The 24,878-nt window shown below is 46.3% G+C and carries 21 protein-coding genes and 1 pseudogene; 20 read left to right on the top strand and 2 right to left on the bottom strand.

Translation table 11 applies throughout. The features are described 5' to 3' along the window. Window positions 1-120: 120 nt before the first annotated feature. From ruvX to E0E47_RS05750, 11 genes are all read left to right on the top strand, one after another. Window positions 121-546: a Holliday junction resolvase RuvX gene (ruvX, locus tag E0E47_RS05800; RefSeq protein WP_008624532.1), complete on the top strand. Its 426-nt coding sequence runs from the start codon at window positions 121-123 to the stop codon at window positions 544-546. A 16-nt stretch (window positions 547-562) separates the two neighbouring features. Continuing rightward, complete coding sequence (def, locus tag E0E47_RS05795; RefSeq protein ID WP_008624533.1) at window positions 563-1,120, top strand: peptide deformylase; 558 nt, start codon at window positions 563-565, stop codon at window positions 1,118-1,120. 56 nt (window positions 1,121-1,176) lie between these two features. Then, window positions 1,177-3,132, top strand: coding sequence for a tetratricopeptide repeat protein (locus E0E47_RS05790; protein WP_232038348.1), 1,956 nt, complete (start codon window positions 1,177-1,179; stop codon window positions 3,130-3,132). Between the two features lie 93 nt (window positions 3,133-3,225). Then, window positions 3,226-5,169, top strand: a complete 1,944-nt coding sequence (gene thrS, locus E0E47_RS05785; protein ID WP_130893178.1) for a threonine--tRNA ligase — start codon at window positions 3,226-3,228, stop codon at window positions 5,167-5,169. Between the two features lie 71 nt (window positions 5,170-5,240). Beyond that, window positions 5,241-5,885 carry a translation initiation factor IF-3 gene (infC, locus tag E0E47_RS05780; protein WP_130893177.1) on the top strand — a complete coding sequence of 215 codons (645 nt, stop codon included), beginning with the start codon at window positions 5,241-5,243 and terminating at the stop codon, window positions 5,883-5,885. A 79-nt stretch (window positions 5,886-5,964) separates the two neighbouring features. Further along, on the top strand, window positions 5,965-6,162 hold the full coding sequence (gene rpmI, locus E0E47_RS05775) for a 50S ribosomal protein L35 (RefSeq protein ID WP_008624537.1): 198 nt from the start codon (window positions 5,965-5,967) through the stop codon (window positions 6,160-6,162). A 118-nt stretch (window positions 6,163-6,280) separates the two neighbouring features. Beyond that, window positions 6,281-6,625 carry a 50S ribosomal protein L20 gene (gene rplT, locus E0E47_RS05770; protein ID WP_130893176.1) on the top strand — a complete coding sequence of 115 codons (345 nt, stop codon included), beginning with the start codon at window positions 6,281-6,283 and terminating at the stop codon, window positions 6,623-6,625. A 124-nt stretch (window positions 6,626-6,749) separates the two neighbouring features. Further along, complete coding sequence (locus E0E47_RS05765; protein WP_008624547.1) at window positions 6,750-7,646, top strand: DUF368 domain-containing protein; 897 nt, start codon at window positions 6,750-6,752, stop codon at window positions 7,644-7,646. A gap of 14 nt (window positions 7,647-7,660) precedes the next feature. Continuing rightward, entirely contained in the window at window positions 7,661-9,388 is a 1,728-nt protein-coding gene (locus tag E0E47_RS05760) for an ArnT family glycosyltransferase (protein WP_130893175.1), read from the top strand. A 9-nt stretch (window positions 9,389-9,397) separates the two neighbouring features. Then, a complete protein-coding gene (locus E0E47_RS05755; protein ID WP_008624550.1) occupies window positions 9,398-9,781 on the top strand; it encodes a GtrA family protein in 384 nt (127 codons plus the stop codon). After that, window positions 9,774-10,739: a glycosyltransferase family 2 protein gene (locus tag E0E47_RS05750; RefSeq protein WP_130893174.1), complete on the top strand. Its 966-nt coding sequence runs from the start codon at window positions 9,774-9,776 to the stop codon at window positions 10,737-10,739. Before E0E47_RS05755 ends, E0E47_RS05750 begins: the two co-directional genes overlap by 8 nt. 85 nt (window positions 10,740-10,824) lie before the next feature. On the opposite strand, the gene E0E47_RS05745 is transcribed toward E0E47_RS05750, so the two are convergent. Then, window positions 10,825-11,658, bottom strand: a complete 834-nt coding sequence (locus E0E47_RS05745; RefSeq protein WP_130893173.1) for a hypothetical protein — start codon at window positions 11,656-11,658, stop codon at window positions 10,825-10,827. 249 nt (window positions 11,659-11,907) lie between these two features. On the opposite strand from E0E47_RS05745, the gene E0E47_RS05740 reads away from it, so the two are divergent. From E0E47_RS05740 to E0E47_RS17790, 8 genes and pseudogenes are all read left to right on the top strand, one after another. After that, on the top strand, window positions 11,908-12,282 hold the full coding sequence (locus E0E47_RS05740; RefSeq protein ID WP_008624554.1) for a winged helix-turn-helix transcriptional regulator: 375 nt from the start codon (window positions 11,908-11,910) through the stop codon (window positions 12,280-12,282). Between the two features lie 405 nt (window positions 12,283-12,687). Beyond that, a complete protein-coding gene (locus E0E47_RS05735; protein WP_040602469.1) occupies window positions 12,688-12,906 on the top strand; it encodes a helix-turn-helix transcriptional regulator in 219 nt (72 codons plus the stop codon). A gap of 28 nt (window positions 12,907-12,934) precedes the next feature. After that, window positions 12,935-13,906: a DNA adenine methylase gene (locus E0E47_RS05730; RefSeq protein ID WP_008624559.1), complete on the top strand. Its 972-nt coding sequence runs from the start codon at window positions 12,935-12,937 to the stop codon at window positions 13,904-13,906. Further along, window positions 13,899-14,720 (top strand): type II restriction endonuclease, encoded by an 822-nt coding sequence (locus E0E47_RS05725; protein WP_008624566.1) that lies wholly within the window; start codon window positions 13,899-13,901, stop codon window positions 14,718-14,720. Before E0E47_RS05730 ends, E0E47_RS05725 begins: the two co-directional genes overlap by 8 nt. A gap of 2 nt (window positions 14,721-14,722) precedes the next feature. Further along, window positions 14,723-15,565 (top strand): type II restriction endonuclease, encoded by an 843-nt coding sequence (locus E0E47_RS05720; protein WP_130893172.1) that lies wholly within the window; start codon window positions 14,723-14,725, stop codon window positions 15,563-15,565. Between the two features lie 19 nt (window positions 15,566-15,584). After that, the gene (locus tag E0E47_RS05715; RefSeq protein ID WP_008624569.1) at window positions 15,585-16,454 is read left to right on the top strand and encodes a DNA-methyltransferase; all 870 of its coding nucleotides are present in this window, start codon (window positions 15,585-15,587) and stop codon (window positions 16,452-16,454) included. An 84-nt stretch (window positions 16,455-16,538) separates the two neighbouring features. After that, window positions 16,539-17,118: pseudogene (locus E0E47_RS17795) on the top strand (DUF262 domain-containing protein); the annotation flags it as partial. A 189-nt stretch (window positions 17,119-17,307) separates the two neighbouring features. Next, window positions 17,308-18,090 carry a GmrSD restriction endonuclease domain-containing protein gene (locus E0E47_RS17790; protein ID WP_338045608.1) on the top strand — a complete coding sequence of 261 codons (783 nt, stop codon included), beginning with the start codon at window positions 17,308-17,310 and terminating at the stop codon, window positions 18,088-18,090. A 620-nt stretch (window positions 18,091-18,710) separates the two neighbouring features. Here E0E47_RS17790 and E0E47_RS05705 read toward each other — a convergent pair. Beyond that, window positions 18,711-21,974 carry a sugar-binding domain-containing protein gene (locus E0E47_RS05705; RefSeq protein WP_130893171.1) on the bottom strand — a complete coding sequence of 1,088 codons (3,264 nt, stop codon included), beginning with the start codon at window positions 21,972-21,974 and terminating at the stop codon, window positions 18,711-18,713. Between the two features lie 205 nt (window positions 21,975-22,179). On the opposite strand from E0E47_RS05705, the gene E0E47_RS05700 reads away from it, so the two are divergent. Next, on the top strand, window positions 22,180-24,867 hold the full coding sequence (locus E0E47_RS05700) for a 4-alpha-glucanotransferase (protein WP_130893170.1): 2,688 nt from the start codon (window positions 22,180-22,182) through the stop codon (window positions 24,865-24,867). Window positions 24,868-24,878 lie beyond the last annotated feature (11 nt).

The following is a 24,878-nucleotide window of genomic DNA, read 5'->3' as shown; positions in this document are numbered from 1 at the left end:
CGGGAGCGAGTTTTCATTTGCTCCCGTGCATCGTATAGAGAAGCCTGTTTTGGTTATTAAGAATTATTTGTTTTTATACCGGCGTTTTTTTCGTCTGTTTTCATTAATTTTGCAACTTATATGGGAAGGGTTTTAGCTATTGATTACGGGAAAAAACGTACTGGAGTTGCTGTGACGGATCCGTTGCAGTTGATTGCAAACGGGTTGACAACGGTTTCTACCTCGTCTGTCATGGATTTTATTGTGTCTTATGTCCAACAGGAACATGTGGAACGGATTGTGGTAGGCCAACCAAAACAAGCCAATGGGGAAGATTCTGAAAATATGGGCAGGATAAATTCTTTTGTGCGGCGTTTGCATGAACGCCTGCCGGAGATTCCGGTTGAATTTTTCGATGAACGTTATACTTCCGTGTTGGCCCATCAGGCTATGTTGCAAGGAGGTTTAAGGAAGAAAGCCCGGCAAAACAAAGCTTTGGTGGATGAAATCAGTGCGACGATTATCCTGCAAGGTTGGATGGAATCCCGTATGATGCTGAAAAAATAATAATATACAAAATAATATGGTATTACCAATTTATACTTTTGGCCAACCCGTTCTGAGAAAGGTGGCCGAAGATATTACACCGGACTATCCGGAGTTGAAAACTTTGATAGACAATATGTACGAAACTTTGGAGCGGTCTGAGGGAATTGGGTTGGCAGCTCCCCAAATCGGCTTGTCCATTCGCCTGGTGGTGATTAATTTGGACTTGATTTCCGATGACCTGCCCGAATATAAGGGGTTCGTTCATGCATTTATCAATCCTCACATCTTGGAGTATGATGATGCGGAAACGGATTCGATGGAAGAGGGCTGTTTGAGTTTGCCGGGCATCCATGAACCTGTGCGTCGTCCCACACGCATTCGTGTGAGTTACTTAGACGAGGTTTTCCAACCCCATGACGAATGGGTGGAAGGGTATTTGGCCCGTGTCATGCAGCATGAGTTCGACCATCTTGACGGGAAAATGTTTGTGGACCATTTATCTATGTTGCGTAAACAAATGGTGAAAGGAAAACTGGGAAATTTGCTGAAAGGAAATTTCCGTTGTGCTTATAAGGTCAAGACGAAAAAGTAATGAAGAGGAGCAGGAAAGTATATCTTCTTTTCCTTTGGTTTTTTTCCGTGTCGGCGATGGCACAGATTAATACCGACCGGATGATGCTGATGGGGCGTAATGCGCTCTACTATGAGGATTATGTACTTTCCATACGCCGCTTCAATATGGTAATTTCGGCCAAGCCTTATTTGTCGGAGCCATATTTTTACCGTGGATTGGCCAAATTTTATTTGGAAGATTATACCGGGGCTGAGGAGGATTGCGGGACTGCTATAGACCGCAATCCTTTTTTGCCCGATAATTATCGTTTGCGAGGTTTATGCCGGATCAATCTGAAGCGTTATGACGAAGCCGTTTCGGATTATATGAAGTTGCTTGAAATCGAACCCAAAGACGAGAGCGGATGGCATAATATGACCTTATGTTATTTACAACTCAAGGAGTACGATAAGGCTGTGGAATGTATAGACCGAATGTTAGGTTACTGGCCGCAAAAGGCCTCCTTGTACACTTTAAAGGCACAGACTTATTTCGCCCAAAAGGATACGGTTGCAGCCATGGCAAACATAGACCGGGCATTGGAAATCAATCCATACGAGGGGCAGGCTTGGAGCATGCGTGCGGCGGTCCATGCCGGGCGGGGAGAATATAAGTTGGCCGAAGAGGCTTTGGATAAGACCATACAGCAGATGCCCCGCGAGGCCGGACATTATATCAACCGTGCGTTGGCGCGTTATCATCAGCGTAATTTACGTGGGGCGATGACGGACTATGATACGGCATTGGAAATGGACTCCACTAATTACATCGGGCATTTCAACCGTGGTTTGCTCCGGGCCCAAGTGGGAGATGATAACCGGGCCATAGAGGATTTCAATTTCGTGTTGAAGTTGGAACCGGATAATATGATTGCGTTGTTTAACCGTGCGTTGATGTTGAACAATACAGGAGATTATCGGGGAGCTATCCGGGATATAAATGCCGTCATCAAAGAGTTTCCTAATTTCTTGGCCGGCTATCAGTTGCGGGCAGAGGTGCGCCGGAAGATGGGCGATACCAGAGGTGCCGAACTGGATGAATTCAAGGTATTGAAAGCCCAGATGGACCAACGTTACGGTGGAAAGAAACCGCAGAATACGAGGCAGACTCGAAAAGTGAGCGACCGCACGATGGAAGATTATAACAAACTGGTGGAGGCTGATACTTCGGAAGATGAATCGCCGACGTATGAAAGCGAATATCGTGGCAAAGTGCAGAACCGCAGGACGGAATTGGCTCCGGAACCGGCTTTGGTCCTGACCTATTATACTGGGCAGAGTGATTTTCAACGCAAGATGTACAATAAGGAACTCGAACGTCTGAATCGTTTGGGCGTTTTGCCGGCACGTCTGGTGTTGACTCACGACGAAGTGTCGTTGGATGAAGCCCGTATACAAAAGCATTTTTCTTCCATTCAGGCTCTTTCCGACAAGATTGCCCGGCAGCCGGACAATACATTATTATATTTGGCCCGTTCCATAGACGAATATCTTGTACAAGACTTCGAGAAAGCATTGGCAGATATTGACCATGCTATTAAATTGGATAGTTCTTATCTGCTTGCTTATTATATGAGAGTGCAGATTAGAATGAAAAATCAGGAAGTCCGGATGGCAGAAAAATCTGAAACTCCTTCTAAGGGAGAGGCGAAATGGACGTTCGACACTTCCCGTTCCGAATATCAGGCAGCATTGGATGATTGTGACCGGATATTGGCTCGGGAACCAGATTTTGCCGGTTGCTATTATAATAAAGGTAATATCTACATGCAGCTGAAGTTATGGCCGGAAGCCATTAAGGCCTACACGCAGGCCATTAAGCTTCATGCGGATTATGCCGAAGCTTACTACAACCGGGGGGTGGCTTATATCCTTTCGGGCGACTACGCTTCCGGCATTCCCGATTTGAGCCGGGCCGGAGAGATGGGCTTATATAAGGCTTATAATTTGATTAAAAGGTATAGGGATAAGGCTGCTACAAAGGTGGAATAAGCTAAAAAACAGCCACTTTTTTGATAGATTGTGCCACTGTCTCATGAAAAATAGCTAATTTTGCAACTTTGAAAACGGACAATACGTATAATTATGATAAAGATAACTTTTCCTGACGGCTCTGTGCGTGAATACGAGGCCGGTGTGACAGGTTTACAAATTGCTGAGAGTATTTCTTCCAGACTGGCACAGGACGTGCTGGCTTGCGGAGTGAATGGTGAAACGGTCGAGCTGAACCGTCCGATTAACGAAGATGCTTCCGTGATGCTTTACAAGTGGGAGGACGCGGAGGGAAAGCATGCTTTCTGGCATACTTCCGCTCACCTGATGGCTGAGGCTATGCAGGAACTTTATCCGGGTATGCAGTTCGGTATCGGTCCGGCCATAGAAAACGGTTTTTATTACGATGTGATGCCTCCTGCAGGTACGGTTATCCGTGAAAGCGACTTTGCCGGTATTGAAAAGAAGATGTTGGAGTTGGCACAACGTAAAGAACCGGTCGTGCGGGCTGAAATATCCAAAGCCGGAGCCTTGAAGTTTTTCGGTGAGCGCGGCCAGACGTACAAGAACGAATTGATAGAAGACTTGGAAGACGGGCATATCTCCACTTACACCCAAGGAGCTTTCACGGACTTGTGCCGAGGTCCGCACTTGATGAATACGGGTGTTATCAAAGCCGTGAAAGTGACGGCTGTATCATCTGCGTATTGGCGCGGAGACGAGAAGCGTCCGCAGATGACCCGCGTGTATGCCATCTCTTTCCCCAAAAAGAAGATGTTGGACGAGTATTTGACGTTGTTGGAAGAAGCCAAGAAACGCGACCATCGTAAGATAGGAAAGGAAATGGAGCTTTTCATGTTCTCCGAACGTGTCGGCAAAGGTCTTCCGATGTGGTTGCCGAAAGGTACGGCTTTGCGCTTGCGTCTGGAAGATTTCCTGAAAAAAATTCAAAAGCGTTACGGTTACCAACAGGTGATGACTCCCCATATCGGTGGTAAGAACCTTTATGTGACATCCGGGCATTATGCCCATTACGGGAAAGATTCTTTCCAACCGATTCATACGCCGGAGGCTGACGAGGAGTATATGCTGAAGCCGATGAACTGTCCGCACCATTGTGAAATTTACGCTTGGAAGCCGCGTTCATATAAAGACTTGCCTTTGCGAATCGCCGAATTCGGAACGGTGTACCGTTATGAGCAGAGTGGAGAGTTGCACGGACTGACACGTGTGCGTTCGTTTACGCAAGACGATGCCCATATCTTCTGCCGCCCGGATCAGGTGAAAGATGAATTCATCCGCGTGATGGAGATTATTCAGATTATTTTTGGTGCATTGAATTTCGATACATTCGAGGCTCAGATTTCTTTGCGCGACCCGAACAACCGTGAGAAGTATATCGGTTCGGACGAGGTTTGGGAAGAAGCTGAAAATGCCATCATCGAAGCTTGCAAGGAGAAAGGCCTGAATGCCAAAGTAGAATATGGCGAAGCTGCATTCTACGGCCCTAAGCTCGACTTCATGGTGAAAGATGCCCTCGGACGCCGTTGGCAGTTGGGTACGATACAGGTGGACTACAACTTGCCCGAACGTTTCAAACTGGAATACACGGGCGAGGACAACCAGAAACATCGTCCGGTGATGATACACCGCGCACCGTTCGGTTCCATGGAGCGCTTCTGTGCCGTACTTATCGAGCATACGGCCGGTCATTTCCCCTTGTGGTTGACACCCGACCAGGTGGCTATCCTTCCGATTTCCGAGAAGTTCAACGATTACGCTCAAAAACTTTGCGCGTATTTTGATGAACAAGACGTGCGAGCCATTGTGGACGACCGTAATGAGAAAATCGGACGCAAGATACGTGACAACGAAATGAAGCGCATACCTTACATGCTGATTGTGGGAGAAAAAGAAGCAGCCGACGGTACGGTTTCCGTACGTAAGCAGGGCGAAGGCGACCAGGGAAGCATGAAATTCGAAGATTTTGCAAAGAAAATCAACGAAGAGGTTCGTAATATGACAAATAAATATTAAATTTGCACCCGATTTTTAAAACTCAATAGTCGTAATCGGAAAATAAAAACAGAAGAGAACAACATTTTTGAATGAAGAAAGACAATTTAAAACAGCAATATCGTATCAACGAACAGATACGTGTGCGTGAAGTCCGGATAGTGGGCGATGATGTGGAATCTACGGTTATGCCGACGGCTAAGGCACTGCAAATGGCGGAAGCACAAGGCGTAGACCTCGTGGAAATCTCCCCGAATGCAGTTCCTCCTGTTTGTCGTTTGATAGACTACAGCAAGTTCCTCTACCAACAAAAGAAGCGCCAGAAAGAAATGAAGGCCAAGCAGGTGAAGGTAGACGTAAAGGAAATCCGCTTCGGTCCCCAGACGGACGATCATGACTATAACTTCAAACTGAAGCATGCGCAAGGGTTCCTTTCAGACGGAGACAAGGTGAAAGCCTATGTGTTTTTCAAGGGGCGCAGCATTCTTTTCAAGGAACAAGGTGAAGTCTTGTTGCTTCGTTTCGCCAACGATTTGGAGGAATACGGCAAGGTGGAACAGATGCCGGTGCTTGAAGGGAAGCGCATGACAATCTTCATCGCTCCGAAAAAGCAGGCGCAAGCCAAGAAACAGGCTGAGCCTGTGGCTGAGGCATCAGTGCAGAAAGCGGAACGGAGCCAGCCGAAAGCCAATGCTCCCAAAGAATATAAGGGGCCGCGCGTGGAAGGCGAAGATTGATGAAAAGGGAAGAGTAAGTGCGTAACGCCTTGGTATATGCGTTGCCACACATTGAATAATAATTTAAATATTAAACAAAATGCCAAAAGTAAAGACTAATTCCGGTGCCAAAAAGAGATTCCGTCTTACCGGAACAGGTAAAATCAAGAGACACCACGCTTTTCACCGTCACATCTTGACGAAGAAGACGACGAAGCAGAAAAGAAATCTGGTTCACGATGACATCGTAGTGACAGATAACATGAAGCAGGTTCGTGACCTCCTTTGTCTGCGTTAATTAAAAGTGTAGGTCGTATTAACAAAGTTATTAACCGAATGCTTTAGCCTGAAGTTCATCCATAAACAGACTCATAGGAGAGGGGGATGGCGCTAACATTCAAAAAGATTAAAAAATTATGCCAAGATCAGTAAATCATGTTGCTTCAAGAGCAAGAAGAAAGAAAATTTTAGGTTTGACCAAAGGTTACTTTGGTGCACGTAAGAACGTGTGGACCGTAGCCAAGAACACTTGGGAAAAAGGTTTGACTTATGCATATCGTGACCGTAAAAATAAGAAGCGTAACTTCCGTGCCTTGTGGATTCAGCGTATCAACGCTGCTGCCCGTCTGGAAGGCATGTCTTATTCCCAGTTGATGGGTGCATTGCACAAGGCCGGTATCGAAATCAACCGCAAGGTGCTTGCCGATCTGGCCATGAATCATCCCGAGGCATTCAAGGCTGTGGTAGCGAAAGTAAAATAAAAAAGGAAATCTGAGCAGATTTCAAGATAAAAAGGTGTATTGTTTGTCAATACACCTTTTTTTGTTTTACTTTGTATCAATAAATATTATGCTTATTCATCAGTTGGATTAAATTACGATTTCAATGGAAAGAAGAATTAAAGATTATGCTGTTTTGACCTTAAAAGGAATGGCTATGGGAGCGGCCGATGTAGTGCCCGGAGTTTCCGGAGGGACGATTGCTTTCATTGCCGGTATTTATGACGAGCTTATCAATTCCATCAAGAGTATCAACATGCATTCCCTGAAACTGCTGTTTACTGGGAATTTGGCCGGGTTCTGGAAGGCCGTCAATGGAAACTTCCTGTTTGCTTTGCTGTTGGGTATCGCCATCAGCGTGTTTTCTTTGGCCAAGCTGATTACTTATTTGTTAGTCAACGAGCCAGTGTTGGTGTGGTCTTTCTTTTTCGGTTTGGTATTGGCTTCTACATGGTTCGTTTCCAAAGATATTAAGGGATGGAACTGGAAAACCGTGGCAGGGTTTGTGGTTGGGGCAGCTGTGGCCTATTACATTACGGTGGCTACTCCTGCCGAGACGTCCACCAATCTGATGTTCATCTTCCTTTGCGGTGCCATAGCGATATGTGCGATGATACTTCCCGGCATATCCGGCAGCTTCATATTGGTGCTATTGGGGAAATATTTCTATGTCATGGAGGCGGTGAAGACTTTGGACTTGGTCGTTTTGGGGGTCTTTGCCTTCGGCGCAGCCTTGGGTATCACCAGTTTTTCCCGTGTTTTGTCGTATGCTTTGAGGAATTTCCGTAATATTACCTTGTCTGTCCTTTCCGGCTTTATGCTAGGGTCGTTGAATAAAGTGTGGCCTTGGAAAGAAGTAGAGAAATTAGTTTCAGACGGTCATGAGGTGATGATAGAGCATAACGTCGCACCAAATACGGAGGTGGCCGAGGCGGTCGTTCTGATGCTTATCGGGTTTATATTGGTGTATGTGTTGGAAAAGATTTCAGCTAAAAAAGCATAACGGATTGTACGGAGATGTATAAGAAGGATTACTTTTGGCCGTTGGTTGCGTTGTGTGTCGTCTCCCTCTTTTTGTTTTTGGGACAAACGTTTTTCAATACGCGTGGCGAGCCGCGAGAAGCTGTGGTGGCCCTTTCCATGTTGCAGCAGGGAAACTGGGTGCTGCCAGTGAACAATGGGGTTGAGTTGGCTTTCAAGCCTCCTTTCTTCCATTGGTGTATCGCTGCAATTTCTACGGTAGCCGGCACGGTGAATGAATACACCTCTCGTATGCCTTCGGCTTTGGCCTTGTCGGCCATGGTGTTGTTCGGGTATGTGTTCTATGCCAAAAGGCGCGGTGCAGAGGTGGCCTTTATGGCCGCTTTGCTCACATTGACCAATTTCGAGGTGCACCGTGCCGGAGTGGCCTGCCGTGTGGACATGGTGCTGACGGCAATGATGGTCATCGCATTGTACCAACTTTATAAATGGGGAGAGAAAGACCTGAGAGGCGTACCCTGGGTGGCTGTACTCTGCTTGAGTGCGGCTGCCTTGACGAAAGGGCCAGTGGGCATCGTCCTGCCTTGTCTGGTTCCCGCCGTATTCCTGTGGATTAGGGGGAGGAAGCTCCTGCGCATTTTCTTTTCTTTCCTGATGGTGGCCGTGTTGGCCTGCCTGTTGCCGGCCGTATGGTATTGGGCGGCTTACCAACAGGGCGGTGACCATTTCCTTGACCTTGTGTTGGAAGAGAACGTCTATCGTTTTTTGGGAAAGATGACTTACGCCGCACATGAGAATCCGGCTTGGTACAATGTGATGACGGTCGTGGCCGGTTATGTGCCTTATACCTTATTGGGGCTTGTCTCCTTGTTCTTTTTGAGGTACCGGAGACCGCAGGGACAGGTACGTACGTGGTGGTCGCGTTTCGTGGCCTATATCCGTAATATGGACGATACTCGTCTGTATTCGTTGTTGTGCATCGTCATTATTTTCACGTTCTACTGCATTCCGAAGAGCAAACGGAGTGTCTATTTGTTGCCGATATATCCGTTTATAGCTTATTTTCTAGCAGAATATATCATTTATCTGCGCCATCGCCATTTGAATGCCTTACGCGTTTTCGGCAGTATCATGGCCTCATTGGCTGTGCTGTTGCTGTTGGTTTTCGGCGCAGTCCGTATGGGATGGGTGCCCGACTCCCTGTTTGCCGGGCGGCATGCGGCAGAGAATATAGTCTATATGCACGCGTTGGAAGATTTTCCCTTGACGGTATTTGCGGTCTTCGGTGTACTGGTTCCTGTGGCGGCAGCTTGTTGGTATTTCCGTGTCCAACGCCGTAATGCGGCCGACAACGGCATTGTTTACGCTTTTATTGCCGTGGTATTTTCCATTTTCTTTGCGCTCGACGGAGTGTACCAGCCCGTCATCCTGAATGTGAAGTCAGACCGTGCCGTGGCCGAGGAATTACGTCGCATCGTGCCCGAAGGCAGGTTGTATTCTTTCCGTACCGATGTAGTGGAAGGCAATCGCATGCATCCGTTCACGGTAAATTTTTATTTGGGCGACAGGATGGTGCCGTTCGATTGTTTTACGCCGCCATCCGAGGGGTATGTGTTCATGGGAGGTGAGATGGCAGCTCCGTTTCTGGAACGTTACGGTGCGGAGTTCTCGTTGGAAGAAGTGTATGCCTCTAACCATCGTAGTTGTGATGACAAGCGGTATAATATCCTTTACCGTTTCCGCAGGAAACAGGCAGAACCTTAAGAGAGTACCATGATGCAGAGGAAGAAGCTTTTTGTTACGTTCGTCCGTTTTGGCATAGTTGGAGTGTTGGCTACAGCACTCCACTACGGCTTTTATTATCTCCTGCATTTCGTCATGGGAGCCAATGCGGCCTTTACGGTCGGTTACCTGTTGGGCTTTGTGTTCAATTTTTATATGACTTCTTATTTTACGTTTGGTACGTCGCCTTCTTGGCGGAAACTGTTCGGTATGAGTGGGGCACATGCGTTCAACTACTTGCTGCAAATCGGGTTGTTGAATTTCTTCCTTTGCATGGGGGTAGACAAGGTATGGGCACCTTTTCCCGTATATGCCATTGCGGTTCCCGTGAATTTCATATTGGTACGTTTTGTATTTACATCTAAAAATGAGTGAGACAATGAAACTGGTAATCGTGGTGCCTTGTTATAATGAAGAAGAGGTGTTGGTCGAGACGACCCGCCAACTTTCTTCGGTGGTGGATGAATTGCTTTCGGACGGGAAAATAGGTGAAGGTAAGATACTCTACGTGGATGACGGTTCGCACGACCGCACTTGGGAACTAATCCGGGGATTTTCCGAAACACATCCGAGTGTGTCTGGGCTGAAGTTGGCGCACAATGTCGGCCATCAACAGGCACTGTGGGCCGGTTTAGAGTGGGCGGCCTCGTATGCGGATGCAGCTGTGTCCATTGATGCCGACCTGCAGGATGACGTGCGTTCCATCGTCAGTATGGTGGATGCCTGGCGCGGGGGGGCCGACATCGTATACGGCGTGCGCCGGGAGCGTGCGACGGATACTTTTTTTAAGAAAAATACGGCCTTGGCTTTCTATAAGTTGATGAATGCCCTAGGAGGGGATGTCGTCTACAATCATGCCGATTTCCGTCTGATGAGCCGTCGTACGTTGCAGGCTTTGATGGCTTATCCCGAAAGGAATCTCTTTTTGCGCGGGATGGTGTCGGCCTTGGGATATCCTTCGGCACGGGTGTATTACGACCGTAAGGAACGTATGGCCGGCGAGTCGAAATACCCCTTGAGCAAGATGCTCAGTTTTGCGTTGGACGGCATCACGTCTTTTTCCGTCCGTCCGTTGCGCTATATCTCCATGCTCGGCTTGTTGTTCATTCTCATTTCTTTGGTAGCGATAGTCTATGGCATTGTGGTGTATGTCGAGGGCAATACCATTCCGGGATGGACCTCCCTTTTGGTTTCCGTATGGTTCATCGGAGGAACCATACTGATGGCCTTGGGCATCATCGGGGAGTATGTGGGCAAGATATACAAAGAGGTGAAGCGGCGGCCGCGTTATTTCGTGGAACAGACTGCAGGAATGCAGGAGCCGCAGGCTTGAAGTTGCGGCTCCATCCGATGTCATGGCTTCCTCAAGGACCTTTGCAACGATTCGTCAACTCCTTAAAATATTGCTTCATATACCTTTATTGATACAAGGCTTTGCCTAAATCTTCCAACCCCGTTTCTCCGGGCAGACCGGGATAGGCTTGTTTCATGGCATCTACGAAAGCCTGTGCCGTCTTGTTTTCCTCAAGCAGCTTTTTCGTCTTTTTCAGGTAAGCAATCTTGAACTCTACCGCATCGCGTGTGGCTGCACCGCCATGTCCGCCGATGAACAGCGTCGCACCTGAAGCCAACGAGTTTTCGGCCTCTGTGATTTCAGCGTCAATGGCAGCCGGGGAAGACACTTGTAAATGGCTGATATGTGCTTTTGCCGGAGTCCAATGAGTGTAATACGCTTTGTTTCCTATCAGAATGCTTGCACCTGGGAAATCCGATGCGGCACCGTGACGGAACTCGAAAGTTACTCCTGCCCAAGTCTTTGTTGCGCCGAAAGCCACTTCCGTAACCTTGCCTGTGGGCATGTCTGTCAGGGCATCCCCGAACGCCTGTGCAAAACCTTTCATCATGTCTCCGTACACTGCGCCTTTCGTGAATTCGGGCATACCTTGGGCCATTACCACGTCATGCTTTCCTGTTCCTCCCACATGATAGTCCGTGATGCGTTTCTCCACGGGCTTTTCCAACTTGGAAAGATGAGTGCCAAATTCAGCCACATTGTCTTTGAACAGTGGTTGTTCCATGGTCACGAGGGCATCTTTGCCCTCAACGATGTAACTTGCATCACCCAACGTGTCGTTGGTGTAATATACATGCAGTTTGTAATTGCCGAGGTCATGTACCTCGAAACGTCCTTTGCTCTGTGCCATAGCTATAATTGTTAAAAAATTGAATAAAATGAATAGTACTTTTTTCATTGCTTTTGATTTTTAATGCGTGTCTGATTGTTTATTACTTACTTATAAGTATTCTCATTCCTTTTATGCTGCAAAATTAGAAAGAGATTATGGGCTATGCAAGTAGGTTCTTGTCCATCAGTTACTTACGTGAAAGTAACTATTGTTGGATATGAGACACTTGCCGATAAAGAATATTTCTAAAAAAGTTTCTTGCCGCTTGAAGGGAATTTGATTACTTTTGTAGAGTAAACAGAAATACATTATATTATGTATAGGACAACGATAGAAGATGCCGTGTTTCCGAACTGTCCAATACGGAATATTTTGGCCAGACTCTGCGACAAATGGTCTCTTTTGGTCATATATACGTTAGACAAGGCAGGTAAGGAAGCCGTACGTTTCAAAGAGTTGCAGCGTGAAATCCCCGACATATCACAAAAGATGCTAACGGTTACCTTGAGGACATTGGAAGATGACGGCTATGTCACCCGTACAGTGTATCCCGAAGTTCCTCCAAGGGTAGAGTATGCGCTGACTGCACGGGCATACACTTTGCTTCCGCATGTCAATGCGCTGATAGCATGGGCTTTGGAAAATAGGGATGCGATTATGGAAGACCGGAGAAAAGCCTGTAAAAAATGAGGCATGCCTATATGCGGAAATAGGGTAGGACGCACTTGCGGTGTCCGGTCCTTTCGACGGATTAGGTAGAAACGGCAATGGGTGGAACTGTCGATTTTTTCTTAAAAATTCTGTTAGAATTTGCCGAATAGCTAAAATGAGTGAATTATGAGTTTCTCACCTCAATAGAGGTAATGTTTTGGCAATAGTTCTAAATTCTGTATTATGTATAAGTTTGCTTGTCAAACAACTCTTTGTTTTTCACTGCAACAAAAATGCTGCTGATAATTTTTTTGCAAGTGTACAATTTAATCTTGAATTATCCCAGAATGATATGCTAAATAATAATAAAAGTGTAGCAAAAACAATGTGATTTTAAAAAATATTTCATTATTTTTGCGTTAAACGCAATAATAAAGATAAATGATGAAAGATATAAATCGTATAAAAGTCGTGTTAGTGGAGAAGAAACGGACAAGCAAATGGTTGTCCGAGCAATTAGGAAAAGATCCTGCAACAATCTCAAAATGGTGCACTAATACGTCACAACCAGATTTAGTAACATTGACCAAGGTAGCTGTTCTATTGGATGTTGATGTTCGTCAGCTTATCAATAAAACGAAAGGTACTAACACTGATGATTAAAAATCATTAGTTCAAAAAATGATTAATAATGAATACAAAAGCAAAGCCATTCATCAAATGGGTTGGTGGTAAAGGGCAACTCATTGAACAACTGGAGGCAAAACTTCCAGCTGACTTTGATAATTGGGATAATGCGACATACATAGAGCCATTCGTTGGCGGTGGTGCTATGTTGTTTTACATGCTGCAACAGCATCCAAATATCAAACGTGCCGTAATCAATGACATCAATAGTGACTTGATTACTTGTTACAAAACGGTGCGTGACAATGTGGAAGAGTTGATTCCTGCGTTGCAGAAAATTCAAGCGCAATATTATGCTTTGCAAGACATGGAAGCGAAACGTGAGATGTTTATGGTTGTACGCCAACGCTACAATGAGAAGAATCTTGACCCGATAGAGAATACGGCAAAATTCTTTTTTCTAAACCGTACTTGCTTCAATGGATTGTATCGTGTAAACAAAAAGGGCTTATTCAATGTTCCTTGTGGAAAGTATATGCAACCACAGATTTGTGACGAAGATACGCTTAGAGCAGACAGCGAGTTATTAAAAAGAGTGGAAATCTTAGAAGGTGATTTTGAGAATACTTTGCTTTGTGCGCAAGGTAAGGTATTATTTTATTTTGATCCTCCTTACCGTCCACTTAGTGGCACTTCAAGTTTTAATGATTATACAAAAGAAGCGTTCAATGATGATTCACAAGTCAGGTTGAAGGAGTTCTGTGACAAAGTGGTAGCCGAGGGGCATAGCTTTATGCTGAGCAATTCAGATTGCAAAGGAAAGAATGAAGCAGATAATTTCTTCGATGTCTTATATGCAGATTATTATATAGACAGAGTTATGGCTTCTCGTAATGTGAATGCAAACGGAGCTAAGCGAGGAAAGATATCTGAACTGTTGGTTCATAGTTACCGCAACACAAAAGATTGGCAAATGAACGATATAAGCAACCACAAGCCACAACGTGTGGCTATAAAACAGAAAGCTTATGCTTAAAGATTTCGATAAATTCATGTCTCAACTCAAAGAGACAAACCAAACGTTGGACTTCTTCTGTGACTTTGAAAAAATCTCACAGAATGTGGAGGATATAAAGTTGAGCCTGTGTATGCTCAACAGTCTCATTGGGGCATCCGACTTACGTAAAAGTATTGAAACAATATGGAACAGGGATAAGAATGCCTTTTCCGTTATGGATATATTGGTGGCAGTTCGTACTCGTGACAAGAAAAAGATACTTGATTCTGTTGGGAACTGCGTACCATTGGAAGGTATGTTCAACTCTGTAGATTCTGTTATGGCATTCTTGACAGAAACAGGACTTGGTGATGTCCTTCAAAGTCAGAAAATTAAGAATCTTGTAGATTATGTCTTTGGCATTGAAACAGGATTGGATACAAACGCAAGAAAGAACAGAAGCGGACACGTTATGGAGAATATGGTAGCCAACATTCTCACGAATGCTGGTGTTCCTTTCAGACAAGAAGTATATTCGAGAGAATGGTCTGCAATTACAGATGTGTTGGGAGATGATGAAAAGCGTTTTGACTTCGTTGTTGAAACTCCATCAAAAGTTTATCTGATTGAAGTCAACTTTTATAGTGGAGGTGGCTCAAAGCTAAATGAGGTTGCACGTTCATATTCTGATATTGCACCGAAAATAAACTCCGTTGAGGGTTTTGAATTTGTTTGGATTACAGATGGTATAGGTTGGAAATCTGCAAAGAACAAATTGCAAGAGGCATACGGAATTATCCCAAGTGTGTATAATCTAACATCTGTTCAAGATTTCATAAATAATATAAGATAGTTATGACACAAAAGGAAAATTTCTCTGTATTCTTTGATAATATAACAGAAATAAAAATAGGTCTTAATTATTATACGGACTTCAAAAAGGTCATGAACAATATCAAGACCATATCCTTGCGACTTACCCAATTGAACTATTTGGTAGGGCAAAAAGATATGCGTAAGGCGGTAGAAGAGCTTTGGGAAGAGAACCCTAAAGCTTTCTCTGTTATGGGAATACTTGTTGCTGTCAGAAAAAAGCAAAATAAAAAAGCATGGGGGCGTGACGGAAGTGAGCGTCTCGTATATAACTACTTTGATAGTGTTGACCATATAATGGAGTTTATCGAAGACTCAGGATTGCTCACAATTTTACAAGATGAACACATTAAAAATCTTGTTGACTATGTTTTTGGCGTAGAAACAGGTCTTGATACTCATGGACGAAAAAATCGTATAGGAGAAATCATGGCTTCCAGAATTGCCCAACAATTTGATGAGGCAAATATATCTTATGAACGTGAAGTTCAATCAAAGATTTTTCCTGCCATAAAATCAGTATTAGGAAAGGATTCTAAAAGATTTGATTTTGTTATTTCATGTCCAGGCAAAAAATATTTGGTCGAAGTAAACTATTATGGAACGCAAGGCTCAAAAGTTACAGAAATTCCACGTTCGTATATGGATGTTGCCAAGAAAATAAATTTAGTAGAAGGTTTTGAGTTCGTTTGGATTACAGATGGAATTGGTTGGAAAAAAGCCAAAGAACAACTGAATGAGGCTTATGATGAAATTCCAAATGTATATAATCTAAGCACATTGCAAGGTTTTATAAATAAGATTCTTCAAAACGCCAAGAACTAAGGCTATACGAAACTTTCAAATGGTACAATCATACTATAAATCATCCAACAATGATTTCGCTCTTGCTCATGGCGACTGTTTCAAACTTCTCAAAGATTTTGACTTCAAGTTTGACATGATATTTGCCGACCCTCCTTACTTTCTATCCAATGGTGGAATATCGTTGCAGAGAGGTAAGGTCGTGTGCGTAGATAAAGGTGATTGGGACAAAGGCAAGTCGCAAGAGGATATGTTGGCATTCAACATGGAATGGCTACGTCTGTGTCGTGACAAGTTGAAAGACAATGGTACTATATGGATTAGTGGAACTTATCACAACATCTTTTCTGTGGCTAATTGTCTGACGGAACTTGGCTATAAAATTCTGAATGTGGTTACTTGGCAGAAGACCAATCCTCCTGCCAACATCTCATGTCGTTTCTTCACCTATTCCACGGAGTTTGTAATTTGGGCAAGAAAGATGCAGAAAATTCCGCACAAGTTTAACTATGACTTGATGAAAGAACTGAATGATGGTAAGCAAATGACAGATGTATGGCGAATGCCTGCTATCGGTCGTTGGGAAAAGACTTGTGGCAAGCATCCGACACAAAAGCCTTTGCGCTTGCTCGTCCGGATGATTCTTGCATCAACCAATCAAGGCGATTGGATTCTTGACCCATTTAGCGGAAGTTCCACGACAGGTATTGCCGCCAACTTATGTGGACGACGATTTGCAGGACTTGAACAAGAGGAAGATTTTTGTAAGTTGAGCAAAGCAAGACGTGAAGAAATAGAAAGTCTTGAAAACTATGCCAATCTACTAAATCACATAGAAGACTTGCACAGGTTGAAAGATTATTCTATGGCAAATGAAGATATTAGTGATTACAACCAAATGCCATTTTAGTTTGCTAATACATTTTATGAATTAATTTTTAGATAGGTTTATGACAAAACTTAATATTGACCAGAAGACAGTAACTCGGACTTCTTGATACCAGACTATCAGCGTCCTTATGCTTGGGGTGATGATGAGTGCAAGACACTTTGGGAAGACCTGTTTAGCTTTTCTTTCCCTAGTGACAACACAGATCAATTCAATGACAACGATGAGTACTTTCTCGGTCCAATGGTCACATTTAAGGATGACAGAAAAAAAGGAAATTATAGATGGACAGCAGCGTCTTACAACATTGATGTTGCTACTTCGTGCTTTCTATAATAAACTGGGGCATATACAAGATACTCGTTCAGTAAAAATGAAAGAGGGTATAGAAAAGTGCATTTGGCGTGCCAACGGATTCGGTGAATACAATAAGGATGACTTGAAAATAGACTCAGAGGTTGCCACAGACAATGACAAAGATGAGTTTCTTGATATTCTTAAAAATGGTGATGCAGCAGGAAAGCATAGCAAATATGCCTTGAATTTTCGGTACTTTGAAAAAGGGATTGGCATATTTCTTTCTCACTACCCAAGTTATTTTGCGTATTTTCCACTTCGTATTCTGAACAACTGCGTACTTCTTCCAATCGAAGCAGAATCGCAAGATACTGCATTGCGTATTTTCTCTACACTCAATGATAGAGGTAAGCCACTTTCTGATGCAGACATCTTTAAGGCTCAGTTCTACAAATACTATTCTTCACTTGGCAAGAAAGATGATTTCATAGCCATTTGGAAAAACTTGGAAGTGATTGCGTCTGAAGTATTTCATCCAATCAGTGGGACACCCTTGGACGAACTCTTTACACGCTACATGTACTATGAGCGTGCATTGCAGGGAAATAAGTCATCAACGACAGAATCGTTGCGTAAGTTCTACGAGAAAAACAATTATGAACTGTTCAAGAAAGAGTCAACACTTGAAAACCTTGTCCGTTTGGCTCATTTTTGGCAAGACGTAAACAATCAAGATGAGGAACGGTTCTCCATCCGCATCCTCAAATGTTTGTTTGTGCTAAACTATGCGCCAAATGGTATGTGGACTTACTTTGTTTCGGTTTTCTTCATGCATTTCCATGATGATAACGATGAACTCGAAGAGGAAAATTTCTTCCACTTCTTGAATCGCATTATAGGATTCATTTGGGCATATGCAATCACGAATCCTGGTGTTAACTCCTTGCGTACTCCAGTGTTTGCGGAGATGGTGAATATTGTAAACGGTACAGACGTAACATTCAACAATTTCCTGTTTGACGAGACAAGGTTCAGAGCGCAATTCTCCAATTATGTGTTCTCCAACAATCGAGCTATCACTAAATCAATGATAACTTGGTGGGCATACACCTTTGCCAACCAACCATTGCTTTCTTTGGAGAATACTTTTGATATAGAGCATATATTCCCACGTAATCGCCAACAGAAGGAAAACAGCTTAAAGAATCCATATTCATTAGAAATGCTTGGAAACAAATCTTTGTTGGAACGCCGTATAAATATACGTGCATCTGATTATTGTTTTGTTGATAAAACAAAATACTACATGGGGGCCAAACTGCCAAAGGACAGAAAGAAGGCACAAACATTGCCGAACTAAAAATGTAAGCCAATGAACTTACAGATTATACAGAACAAAACATAACAGAACGTTCAAAATACATACTTGATGGCTTTGTTGAATATCTAAAAACAAATGCCTTAATAAAGGGTTGCCAAGCTACAAACGCTTAAAAAAGTGTTTGCTTGGATGATATTCATCGCTTATGTTTATGCTACAAAGCAAGACATGGGCGATGAATGTTGCACATATGTTTCTACTTCTCCATGACTTTTTCTTTTTTGTCAAAGTGTCAAAGCCGAATATGGTATGGGCAAAAAATAGGGGACGCCTTTTGAAAAGTGTCCCCTTTATGGTAAAAGCCGCACCGATGATGTGATGAAAACTCCGAGCTAACAAGATTTGAGCGCCCGTCACCTTTGTAATCCACCGGCAATTAAGCTACCCGAAGGCGTGGCCCGCCATTAGTGAGCGAAGCATTCTCGGTTTTCTGAAATAAATTGATGAGTATCCCAATCTAACCGATGCGGCTCTTTTTTCTATATGACAAAGGTAAGTCATTGTACCCAAAAAAGCAAATAAAATGCCTGTTTTTTTAGATTGGAAATGAAAAGCCCCGCTTCTTTTCCGGAAAGGAGCGGGACTGTCAGGGGGGCGGCTTATTTGAAATGTTCCAGAAGTTTTTCCAGTTCGGTGGTAGAAATGATTTCCACACTGCCGTGTTTCACTTCCGTGGGGTTCCGGATTTCGTCATCGGATATAGGATACCATTTGTGTTGGGACGGGTCGGTACAGCCCGTATAGCTTACTCCCCGGTCGCCATTGAACTTGTCGAAATAGAGGAACCACCCTTTCCCGCCTATCACCGGAAAGACTTCCGGACCTTCGACTTCTATGTAGCGTGATGGCAGTAGCGGAGTGGAACCTTCGAAGCGCTGCACGCACGGGTCGAGGCTTTTCGATGTGGCACAACGGATGGTCTTCTCTCCGTTCCGTTCGTCCTTATAGTAGGCATAGTATGTGCCCCCTTCTTTCAGGATGGTCATGTCGATGGCTGTGAAGCCCGGGTCGAAGTAGACAGTCGGAGTGGAGAAGGTGAGCCAGTCTTTCGTGGTACAGTAATGATGCACCTGCCGGTCGCCGATGCGGGAGGACCAATAGAGGTAGAACGTGCCGGTCTGTTCGTCGTAAGTGAATTCCGGTGCCCAGGCGTTGGGCGATACGGGGCCGCCGTCGTGCCCGTCCATCAGCATGATTTTCCCGTCGTCGGTACGTGTACCGCCGTTGGCGGCTGTCCAGTGGATGAGGTCGTCGGACTCCCAGTGGAACAGGGCGGGATGGTCCCATCCCCAGGTATGTACGAGATGGAATTTGGTTTTACCATTGTGCGTGACACGGTGCAAATAAGGGTCGCGCAGCCAGATGCCGTCGTCGTAAGCATTGAAAACGGGGCGGCTGCCGTTGATGTCCGTCCATGTCTTTCCGTCGCGGCTGTAGGCATAGAACAAATGTTGTGCGCTGGCTTTGAAATAAGACATGAGGTACACGCTGTCGGTGGCCTTGACCTCCGGCATGGCTTGCCGTCCGGGCATGGGGACGACGGTATATTCCTCTACAGGGATGTATTCTGTGTAGCGCAGGCCCGCGTCGATGTATTGTCCTCCGTGGCCTTGGTGGGCATGGATGGCCATGACATTGTCGCTGTTCGGTTTCAGTGTGGCCAACGCTTCCGGGGCGATGGGTTGCGCCACGTAGCGTGTGGTATATCCTTTGACTTCGTATGCTTTGACTCCGTTGAGATAGACTTCGCAGTCGTCATCTTGGTAGAGCCATAGTTGCAAGGCATTGATTTGTTCCTGCGAAAGGTTGCCGATGGAGAAGTGGCGGCGTATGTAGATGTCGGATGTGTTCCATGCGCTCCGCACGAAAGTGTTGGGCGGGCTACCGGCACCGAAACCGGCTTCTCCTTTGTCCCACTGGCTGTCGTCGAACGATGGGGCGTACCAATCGCCGGACGGCGTGACGGTGGTATAACTCCACGCCTCGTCGGACGATGTATCCGCAGCGCCGACCACTACTGTCTGGCGTGAGCGGTTGTGTATGGTGCGCAGGATCTCTTCGCGTACGGAAGCCCGTTCCTCCGGGGCTATCTTGAACACCTTGCGGTCGTAAGTAAGCAGTCCGTTCAGTTCTTGTTCCACGTCGCTCGTCTGCGTATATACGGATGCCCAAAGGCCTTGTTCCTGTAAACCTTGCAAGGCGACGGTATAGGCGTTGAACCTTTCGGCCAAAGCCTTGCTGTCCGGCACGGAAGTGTATTCCATGTCGTTGCCTTTCCACAGGTGCCCGTCCACTTTGAGGGTGATGCCCCCGTATTCTCCGCATACGGCCACCCGTTCGTTGAGCGGATTGCTTTGGAGCGAAGGCACGGGATAGCTGTGTTGGTCGATGATGTCGCCCACCTCGAAGTCCACCCATCCGCTTGCTGCGTCGATTAGTCGTGTGCTATCGGCGTTGCGGATGGCTTCCACACCCTGGCGTGTGTGGACGTCGTTGCCTGAAGCGTATTGTCCCCATCCCTCGTTGTAGGCTACCCATACGACGATGCAAGGATGGTTTTTCAGCGTGTTGACGACGCGTGTACACTCATCGTAGAAGTTCTGCCGGATGAAGTCCTGGCTGCCGATGCTGCCGTTTTCGTCGAAGTTCTTGCTAGGCATGTCCTGCCATACGAGCATACCCATTTTGTCACAGTAATAATACCAGCGTGCAGGTTCTACCTTGATATGCTTGCGTATCATGTTCATGCCCAACGATTGTACGGCTTCTATGTCGTAGCGCATCCCTTCGTCTGAAGGAGGAGTAAGCAGGCCGTCCGGCCACCATCCTTGGTCGAGCACACCGAATTGGTACAACGGTTTGTTGTTCAATAGCATGCAGGGATGTCCGTCCACCATACCCCGGCTGATTTTACGCATGCCGAAGTATCCTTTCACCCTGTCGGTCTGCATGCCGTCATGATGCAGGCTGATGTCCAGGTCGTAAAGGTGGGGGGAGCCGGGCGACCATAGTTTGGCTTCCGGTATGCTGAGCGTGTGGGGCGCGTTGACGGACATTCCGGTGAGTTTGGCTACCGTTTTTTGACCGTCTTTGACGATGATGTCGGCCGTGGCGGACGTGCAGTCCGACGTGATTGTGAGCGAAACGGTGCCTGCATCGATGTCTGACGTCACATCGTAGCGGCTGATATGCGCAGGGGAGACCGGTTCAATCCATACAGTCTGCCAGATGCCCGTTACCGGGGTGTAGAAGCATCCGCCCGGTTTGAGGGTTTGCTTGCCCAACGGTTGCCCGCCGTGGGTCGTGGGGTCTGTGACGGTTACTTGTATTTCCTGTTCCTCCCCGTCGCGGAGCAACTTTGTGATGTCCATGGAGAACGGGTCGTTGCCGCCGCTGTGGCTCCCGGCTTTTTGTCCGTTGACGTACACGGCACATTTCCAGTCCACCGCCCCGAAATGGAGCAGGATGTGCCGGCTTTTATAGGCTTTGGGAAGTTTGAACGTACGTTGGTATACGAAAGTAGACCGGGCGTTTTCTTCGAAATTCGTATCCATGATGCCGGACAGGGCCGATTCTATGGGAAAGGGAACCAATATCTTTTGGTTAAACTCCGTAGGCGGCAGGTTGTAACTGAGGTCTGCCGACTTCTTCTTGCAGTAATCCCAAGGGCCGTTGAGCGACATCCACTCGCTGCGTTCCATTTGTGGACGCGGATATTCGGTCCATACTTTGTCGGGGTTGATTTTTTCACCCCACTCGCTCATGATGGGAGCTTTTTTCCGAACCCAATCCGCAGCCGTCAGGTTGGCAGCCGCCGTCAAGGCAAGGACGGTGAATAGGTCTTTCAATAGGTTGTGTTTCATAAAATCAAAATATGTTTAAATGACGCACAAATTTAATGGTTCGTGTTACGGTTCATTGTATGTATTTGGGAAAAAGGCCGTTGGAAGTGTTTTTTTGATGCAAAATCACCAATTCGTGACGTAAAAAGGGTCGGTTTTATTTTGTTCTACGCCCTTCATCCCTTATCTTTGTACGAATACTTTTAAAGAGCAAACCCACAAGTTTATGAAACTGCATTTCTCGATAGAATATCTGACGCATTGGGGGGAAGACGTCAGGGTGTCCTTGACGTTGGTCGATGCAAAGGGACGTACCCAGACACAGACTTATCCGTTGGAAACCCGTGATGGTCACAGATGGACGGGAGAAGTGCTCATTACTGACGGACGCATCCGGTCTTTTTATTATCATTATAGTATATATAAGGAAGGCCGTAAGTTCCGGACGGAATGGGGCTTCATACCTCGCCATTTCAGGGTCGACGTTACCCAAACTTATTTGTTCCGGGACAACTGGCAGGATGTCCCCCTCTTGTCCCACCTTTATACATCCGCTTTTACGCAGTGTGTCCGTCCGCATACGGCCGAGACGGAAGAATTGCCGTATTTCAACAGTACATTGATGTTGAAGGTGAGTGCTCCTCAGCTTGAGGAAGGGCAGGCGTTGGCTCTCCTTGGGAACCAACCGGCACTGGGGGAGTGGAATCCGAATTTTGCGTTCCGCATGAAAGAGACGGGGCTGTACGAGTGGAGTGTGACCTTGAGTGCGGCCGGTGTCACTTTTCCCTTGGAATATAAATATGTCGTCATTGATGCGAAGACGGGCGATTTCGTGGCGTGGGAAGGCGGAGAAAACCGTGTGCTGCCGATAAGCGGGGTGGCAAAAGACGAAGTGGCCGTTATCTCGGATCCTCCGTTGCGGATTCGGGGAAACCGTTGGAAAGCGGCCGGTGTGGTCATACCCGTTTTTTCATTGCGCAGCGAAGGCAGTTGCGGGGTGGGGGATTTCGGCGACCTGAAAACCATGGTCGATTGGACGGTGCTTACCGGGATGCGCGTCATCCAGCTGTTGCCCGTGTACGATACGACTATCCATAAGAATTGGATGGACTCTTATCCATATAATAGTATTTCCATTTATGCGCTCCATCCCCAGTATGTCGACCTGCGCCAGTTGCCGAAGCTTGCGGACGAAAAGGAAATGGCGGAATACGAAGAGCGTCGGGCTGCTTTGAATGCTTTGCCCCAAGTGGACTACGAGGCGGTAAGTGCCTTGAAGCAAGAGTACCTGCATGCCGTGTTCCGTCGTGAGGGTAAAGAAATGCTGTCCTCCGGACGCTATACGGCTTTTTTCAAGCGTAACGAAGATTGGTTGGTGCCCTATGCGGCGTTTTGCGTGTTGCGCGACCGTTTCGGGACGGCCGATTTCCACGCATGGCCGGAGTATGCGGAATACAGGAGGGAAGACATACGTGCCTTTTGCCGTCCGTCCGCTCCGGCCTATGAGGAAGTTTCTTACTACTATTATGTACAGTTCTGCTTGCATGAACAGTTGTTGGCGGCTTCCGATTATGCTCGTGCGAAGGGAATTATCCTGAAGGGGGACATCCCCATCGGCATCAGTCGCAACAGTGTGGAGGCTTGGGTGGAGCCGTACTACTTTAACTTGGACGGTCAGGCCGGTGCGCCGCCCGATGATTTTTCGGTCAACGGCCAGAACTGGGGCTTTCCTACTTATAATTGGGAAGTCATGCTCGAGGACGGTTGCAGTTGGTGGGTGCGTCGTTTCCGTAAGATGGCCGAGTATTTCAATGCCTATCGTATCGACCACGTGTTGGGATTCTTCCGGATATGGGAGATTCCGTCCGATTCGGTACATGGTTTATTGGGGCATTTCTCTCCTTCGCTTCCGATGAGTGTGGAAGAGATTGAGAGCTATGGGCTTCGGTTCCGGAAAAATTATTTTACCCATCCCAATATCAGTGATTGGGTATTGGATAAACTGTTCGGTGAACGTGCCGAGGAAGTGAAGGCCGTTTATCTGGACGCTTTGGGCATGGACTGGTATGCGATGAAGCCCGAGTATGACACTCAACGCAAGGTGGAAGCGGCTTTTGCCGGGAAGACTTCGCCCGAAGATGTGGCTTTGCGCGAGGGGTTATACGCGCTCATCAGCAATGTGCTTTTCATTCCCGACCCGAAGCAGCCGGACAAATATCATCCGCGTATTTCGGCTCGGTGCGATTATCTGTACCAGACATTGAGCGAGGAAGAGAAACGGGCTTTTGATGCCTTATACGAAGATTATTACTACCATCGGCACAACGAGTTCTGGTACGGGCAGGCCATGCGTAAACTGCCCGTTTTGGTGGAAGCGACTCAAATGTTGGTGTGTGCCGAAGATTTGGGCATGGTGCCGGCATGTGTCCCATGGGTGATGGATGACTTGCGCATCCTGACGCTTGAGATTCAAACCATGCCCAAGAAGTTCGGGCTGAAATTCGGACGGCTGGAAGAAAATCCTTACCGGAGCGTGGCCACCATATTTACCCATGATATGCCCACCCTTCGCGGGTGGTGGGAAGAGGATGCTGTGCGTGCGCAACAATATTTCAACGAGGTGTTGCAAAAAGACGGGGAGGCTCCTGCTTCCATACCGGGTTGGCTGTGCGAAGAAGTGGTGGCACGTCATCTTTATTCTCCTTCGATGCTCTGCCTGATTTCGTGGCAGGACTGGATGTCGATAGACGAACGGTTGCGTTATCCCGATGCGGATTTTGAACGTATTAACGTACCTTCCAATCCGCGAAACTACTGGCATTACCGTATGCACCTGACGATAGAGGAATTGATGGGGTGCGACGATTTGAACCGGAAAATCCGTATGCTGATTACGCATAGCGGAAGAGATTGAAAGCTTTTATT

This window comes from Paraprevotella xylaniphila YIT 11841 (assembly GCF_900683745.1).
Classification (GTDB): Bacteria; Bacteroidota; Bacteroidia; order Bacteroidales; family Bacteroidaceae; genus Paraprevotella; species Paraprevotella xylaniphila.
The sequence above is the reverse complement of the archived record's forward strand: the minus strand, read 5'-3'. Positions and strand labels throughout refer to the sequence as shown.

Bases quoted from the DNA above. Each gene is read 5' to 3' on its own strand.
- ruvX (WP_008624532.1), top strand. From the start codon at position 121: ATGGGAAGGGTTTTAGCTATTGATTACGGGAAAAAACGTACTGGAGTT.
- def (WP_008624533.1), top strand. From the start codon at position 563: ATGGTATTACCAATTTATACTTTTGGCCAACCCGTTCTGAGAAAGGTG.
- E0E47_RS05790 (WP_232038348.1), top strand. From the start codon at position 1,177: ATGGCACAGATTAATACCGACCGGATGATGCTGATGGGGCGTAATGCG.
- thrS (WP_130893178.1), top strand. From the start codon at position 3,226: ATGATAAAGATAACTTTTCCTGACGGCTCTGTGCGTGAATACGAGGCC.
- infC (WP_130893177.1), top strand. From the start codon at position 5,241: ATGAAGAAAGACAATTTAAAACAGCAATATCGTATCAACGAACAGATA.
- rpmI (WP_008624537.1), top strand. From the start codon at position 5,965: ATGCCAAAAGTAAAGACTAATTCCGGTGCCAAAAAGAGATTCCGTCTT.
- rplT (WP_130893176.1), top strand. From the start codon at position 6,281: ATGCCAAGATCAGTAAATCATGTTGCTTCAAGAGCAAGAAGAAAGAAA.
- E0E47_RS05765 (WP_008624547.1), top strand. From the start codon at position 6,750: ATGGAAAGAAGAATTAAAGATTATGCTGTTTTGACCTTAAAAGGAATG.
- E0E47_RS05760 (WP_130893175.1), top strand. From the start codon at position 7,661: ATGTATAAGAAGGATTACTTTTGGCCGTTGGTTGCGTTGTGTGTCGTC.
- E0E47_RS05755 (WP_008624550.1), top strand. From the start codon at position 9,398: ATGATGCAGAGGAAGAAGCTTTTTGTTACGTTCGTCCGTTTTGGCATA.
- E0E47_RS05750 (WP_130893174.1), top strand. From the start codon at position 9,774: ATGAGTGAGACAATGAAACTGGTAATCGTGGTGCCTTGTTATAATGAA.
- E0E47_RS05745 (WP_130893173.1), bottom strand. From the start codon at position 11,658: ATGAAAAAAGTACTATTCATTTTATTCAATTTTTTAACAATTATAGCT.
- E0E47_RS05740 (WP_008624554.1), top strand. From the start codon at position 11,908: ATGTATAGGACAACGATAGAAGATGCCGTGTTTCCGAACTGTCCAATA.
- E0E47_RS05735 (WP_040602469.1), top strand. From the start codon at position 12,688: ATGAAAGATATAAATCGTATAAAAGTCGTGTTAGTGGAGAAGAAACGG.
- E0E47_RS05730 (WP_008624559.1), top strand. From the start codon at position 12,935: ATGAATACAAAAGCAAAGCCATTCATCAAATGGGTTGGTGGTAAAGGG.
- E0E47_RS05725 (WP_008624566.1), top strand. From the start codon at position 13,899: ATGCTTAAAGATTTCGATAAATTCATGTCTCAACTCAAAGAGACAAAC.
- E0E47_RS05720 (WP_130893172.1), top strand. From the start codon at position 14,723: ATGACACAAAAGGAAAATTTCTCTGTATTCTTTGATAATATAACAGAA.
- E0E47_RS05715 (WP_008624569.1), top strand. From the start codon at position 15,585: ATGGTACAATCATACTATAAATCATCCAACAATGATTTCGCTCTTGCT.
- E0E47_RS17790 (WP_338045608.1), top strand. From the start codon at position 17,308: ATGTACTATGAGCGTGCATTGCAGGGAAATAAGTCATCAACGACAGAA.
- E0E47_RS05705 (WP_130893171.1), bottom strand. From the start codon at position 21,974: ATGAAACACAACCTATTGAAAGACCTATTCACCGTCCTTGCCTTGACG.
- E0E47_RS05700 (WP_130893170.1), top strand. From the start codon at position 22,180: ATGAAACTGCATTTCTCGATAGAATATCTGACGCATTGGGGGGAAGAC.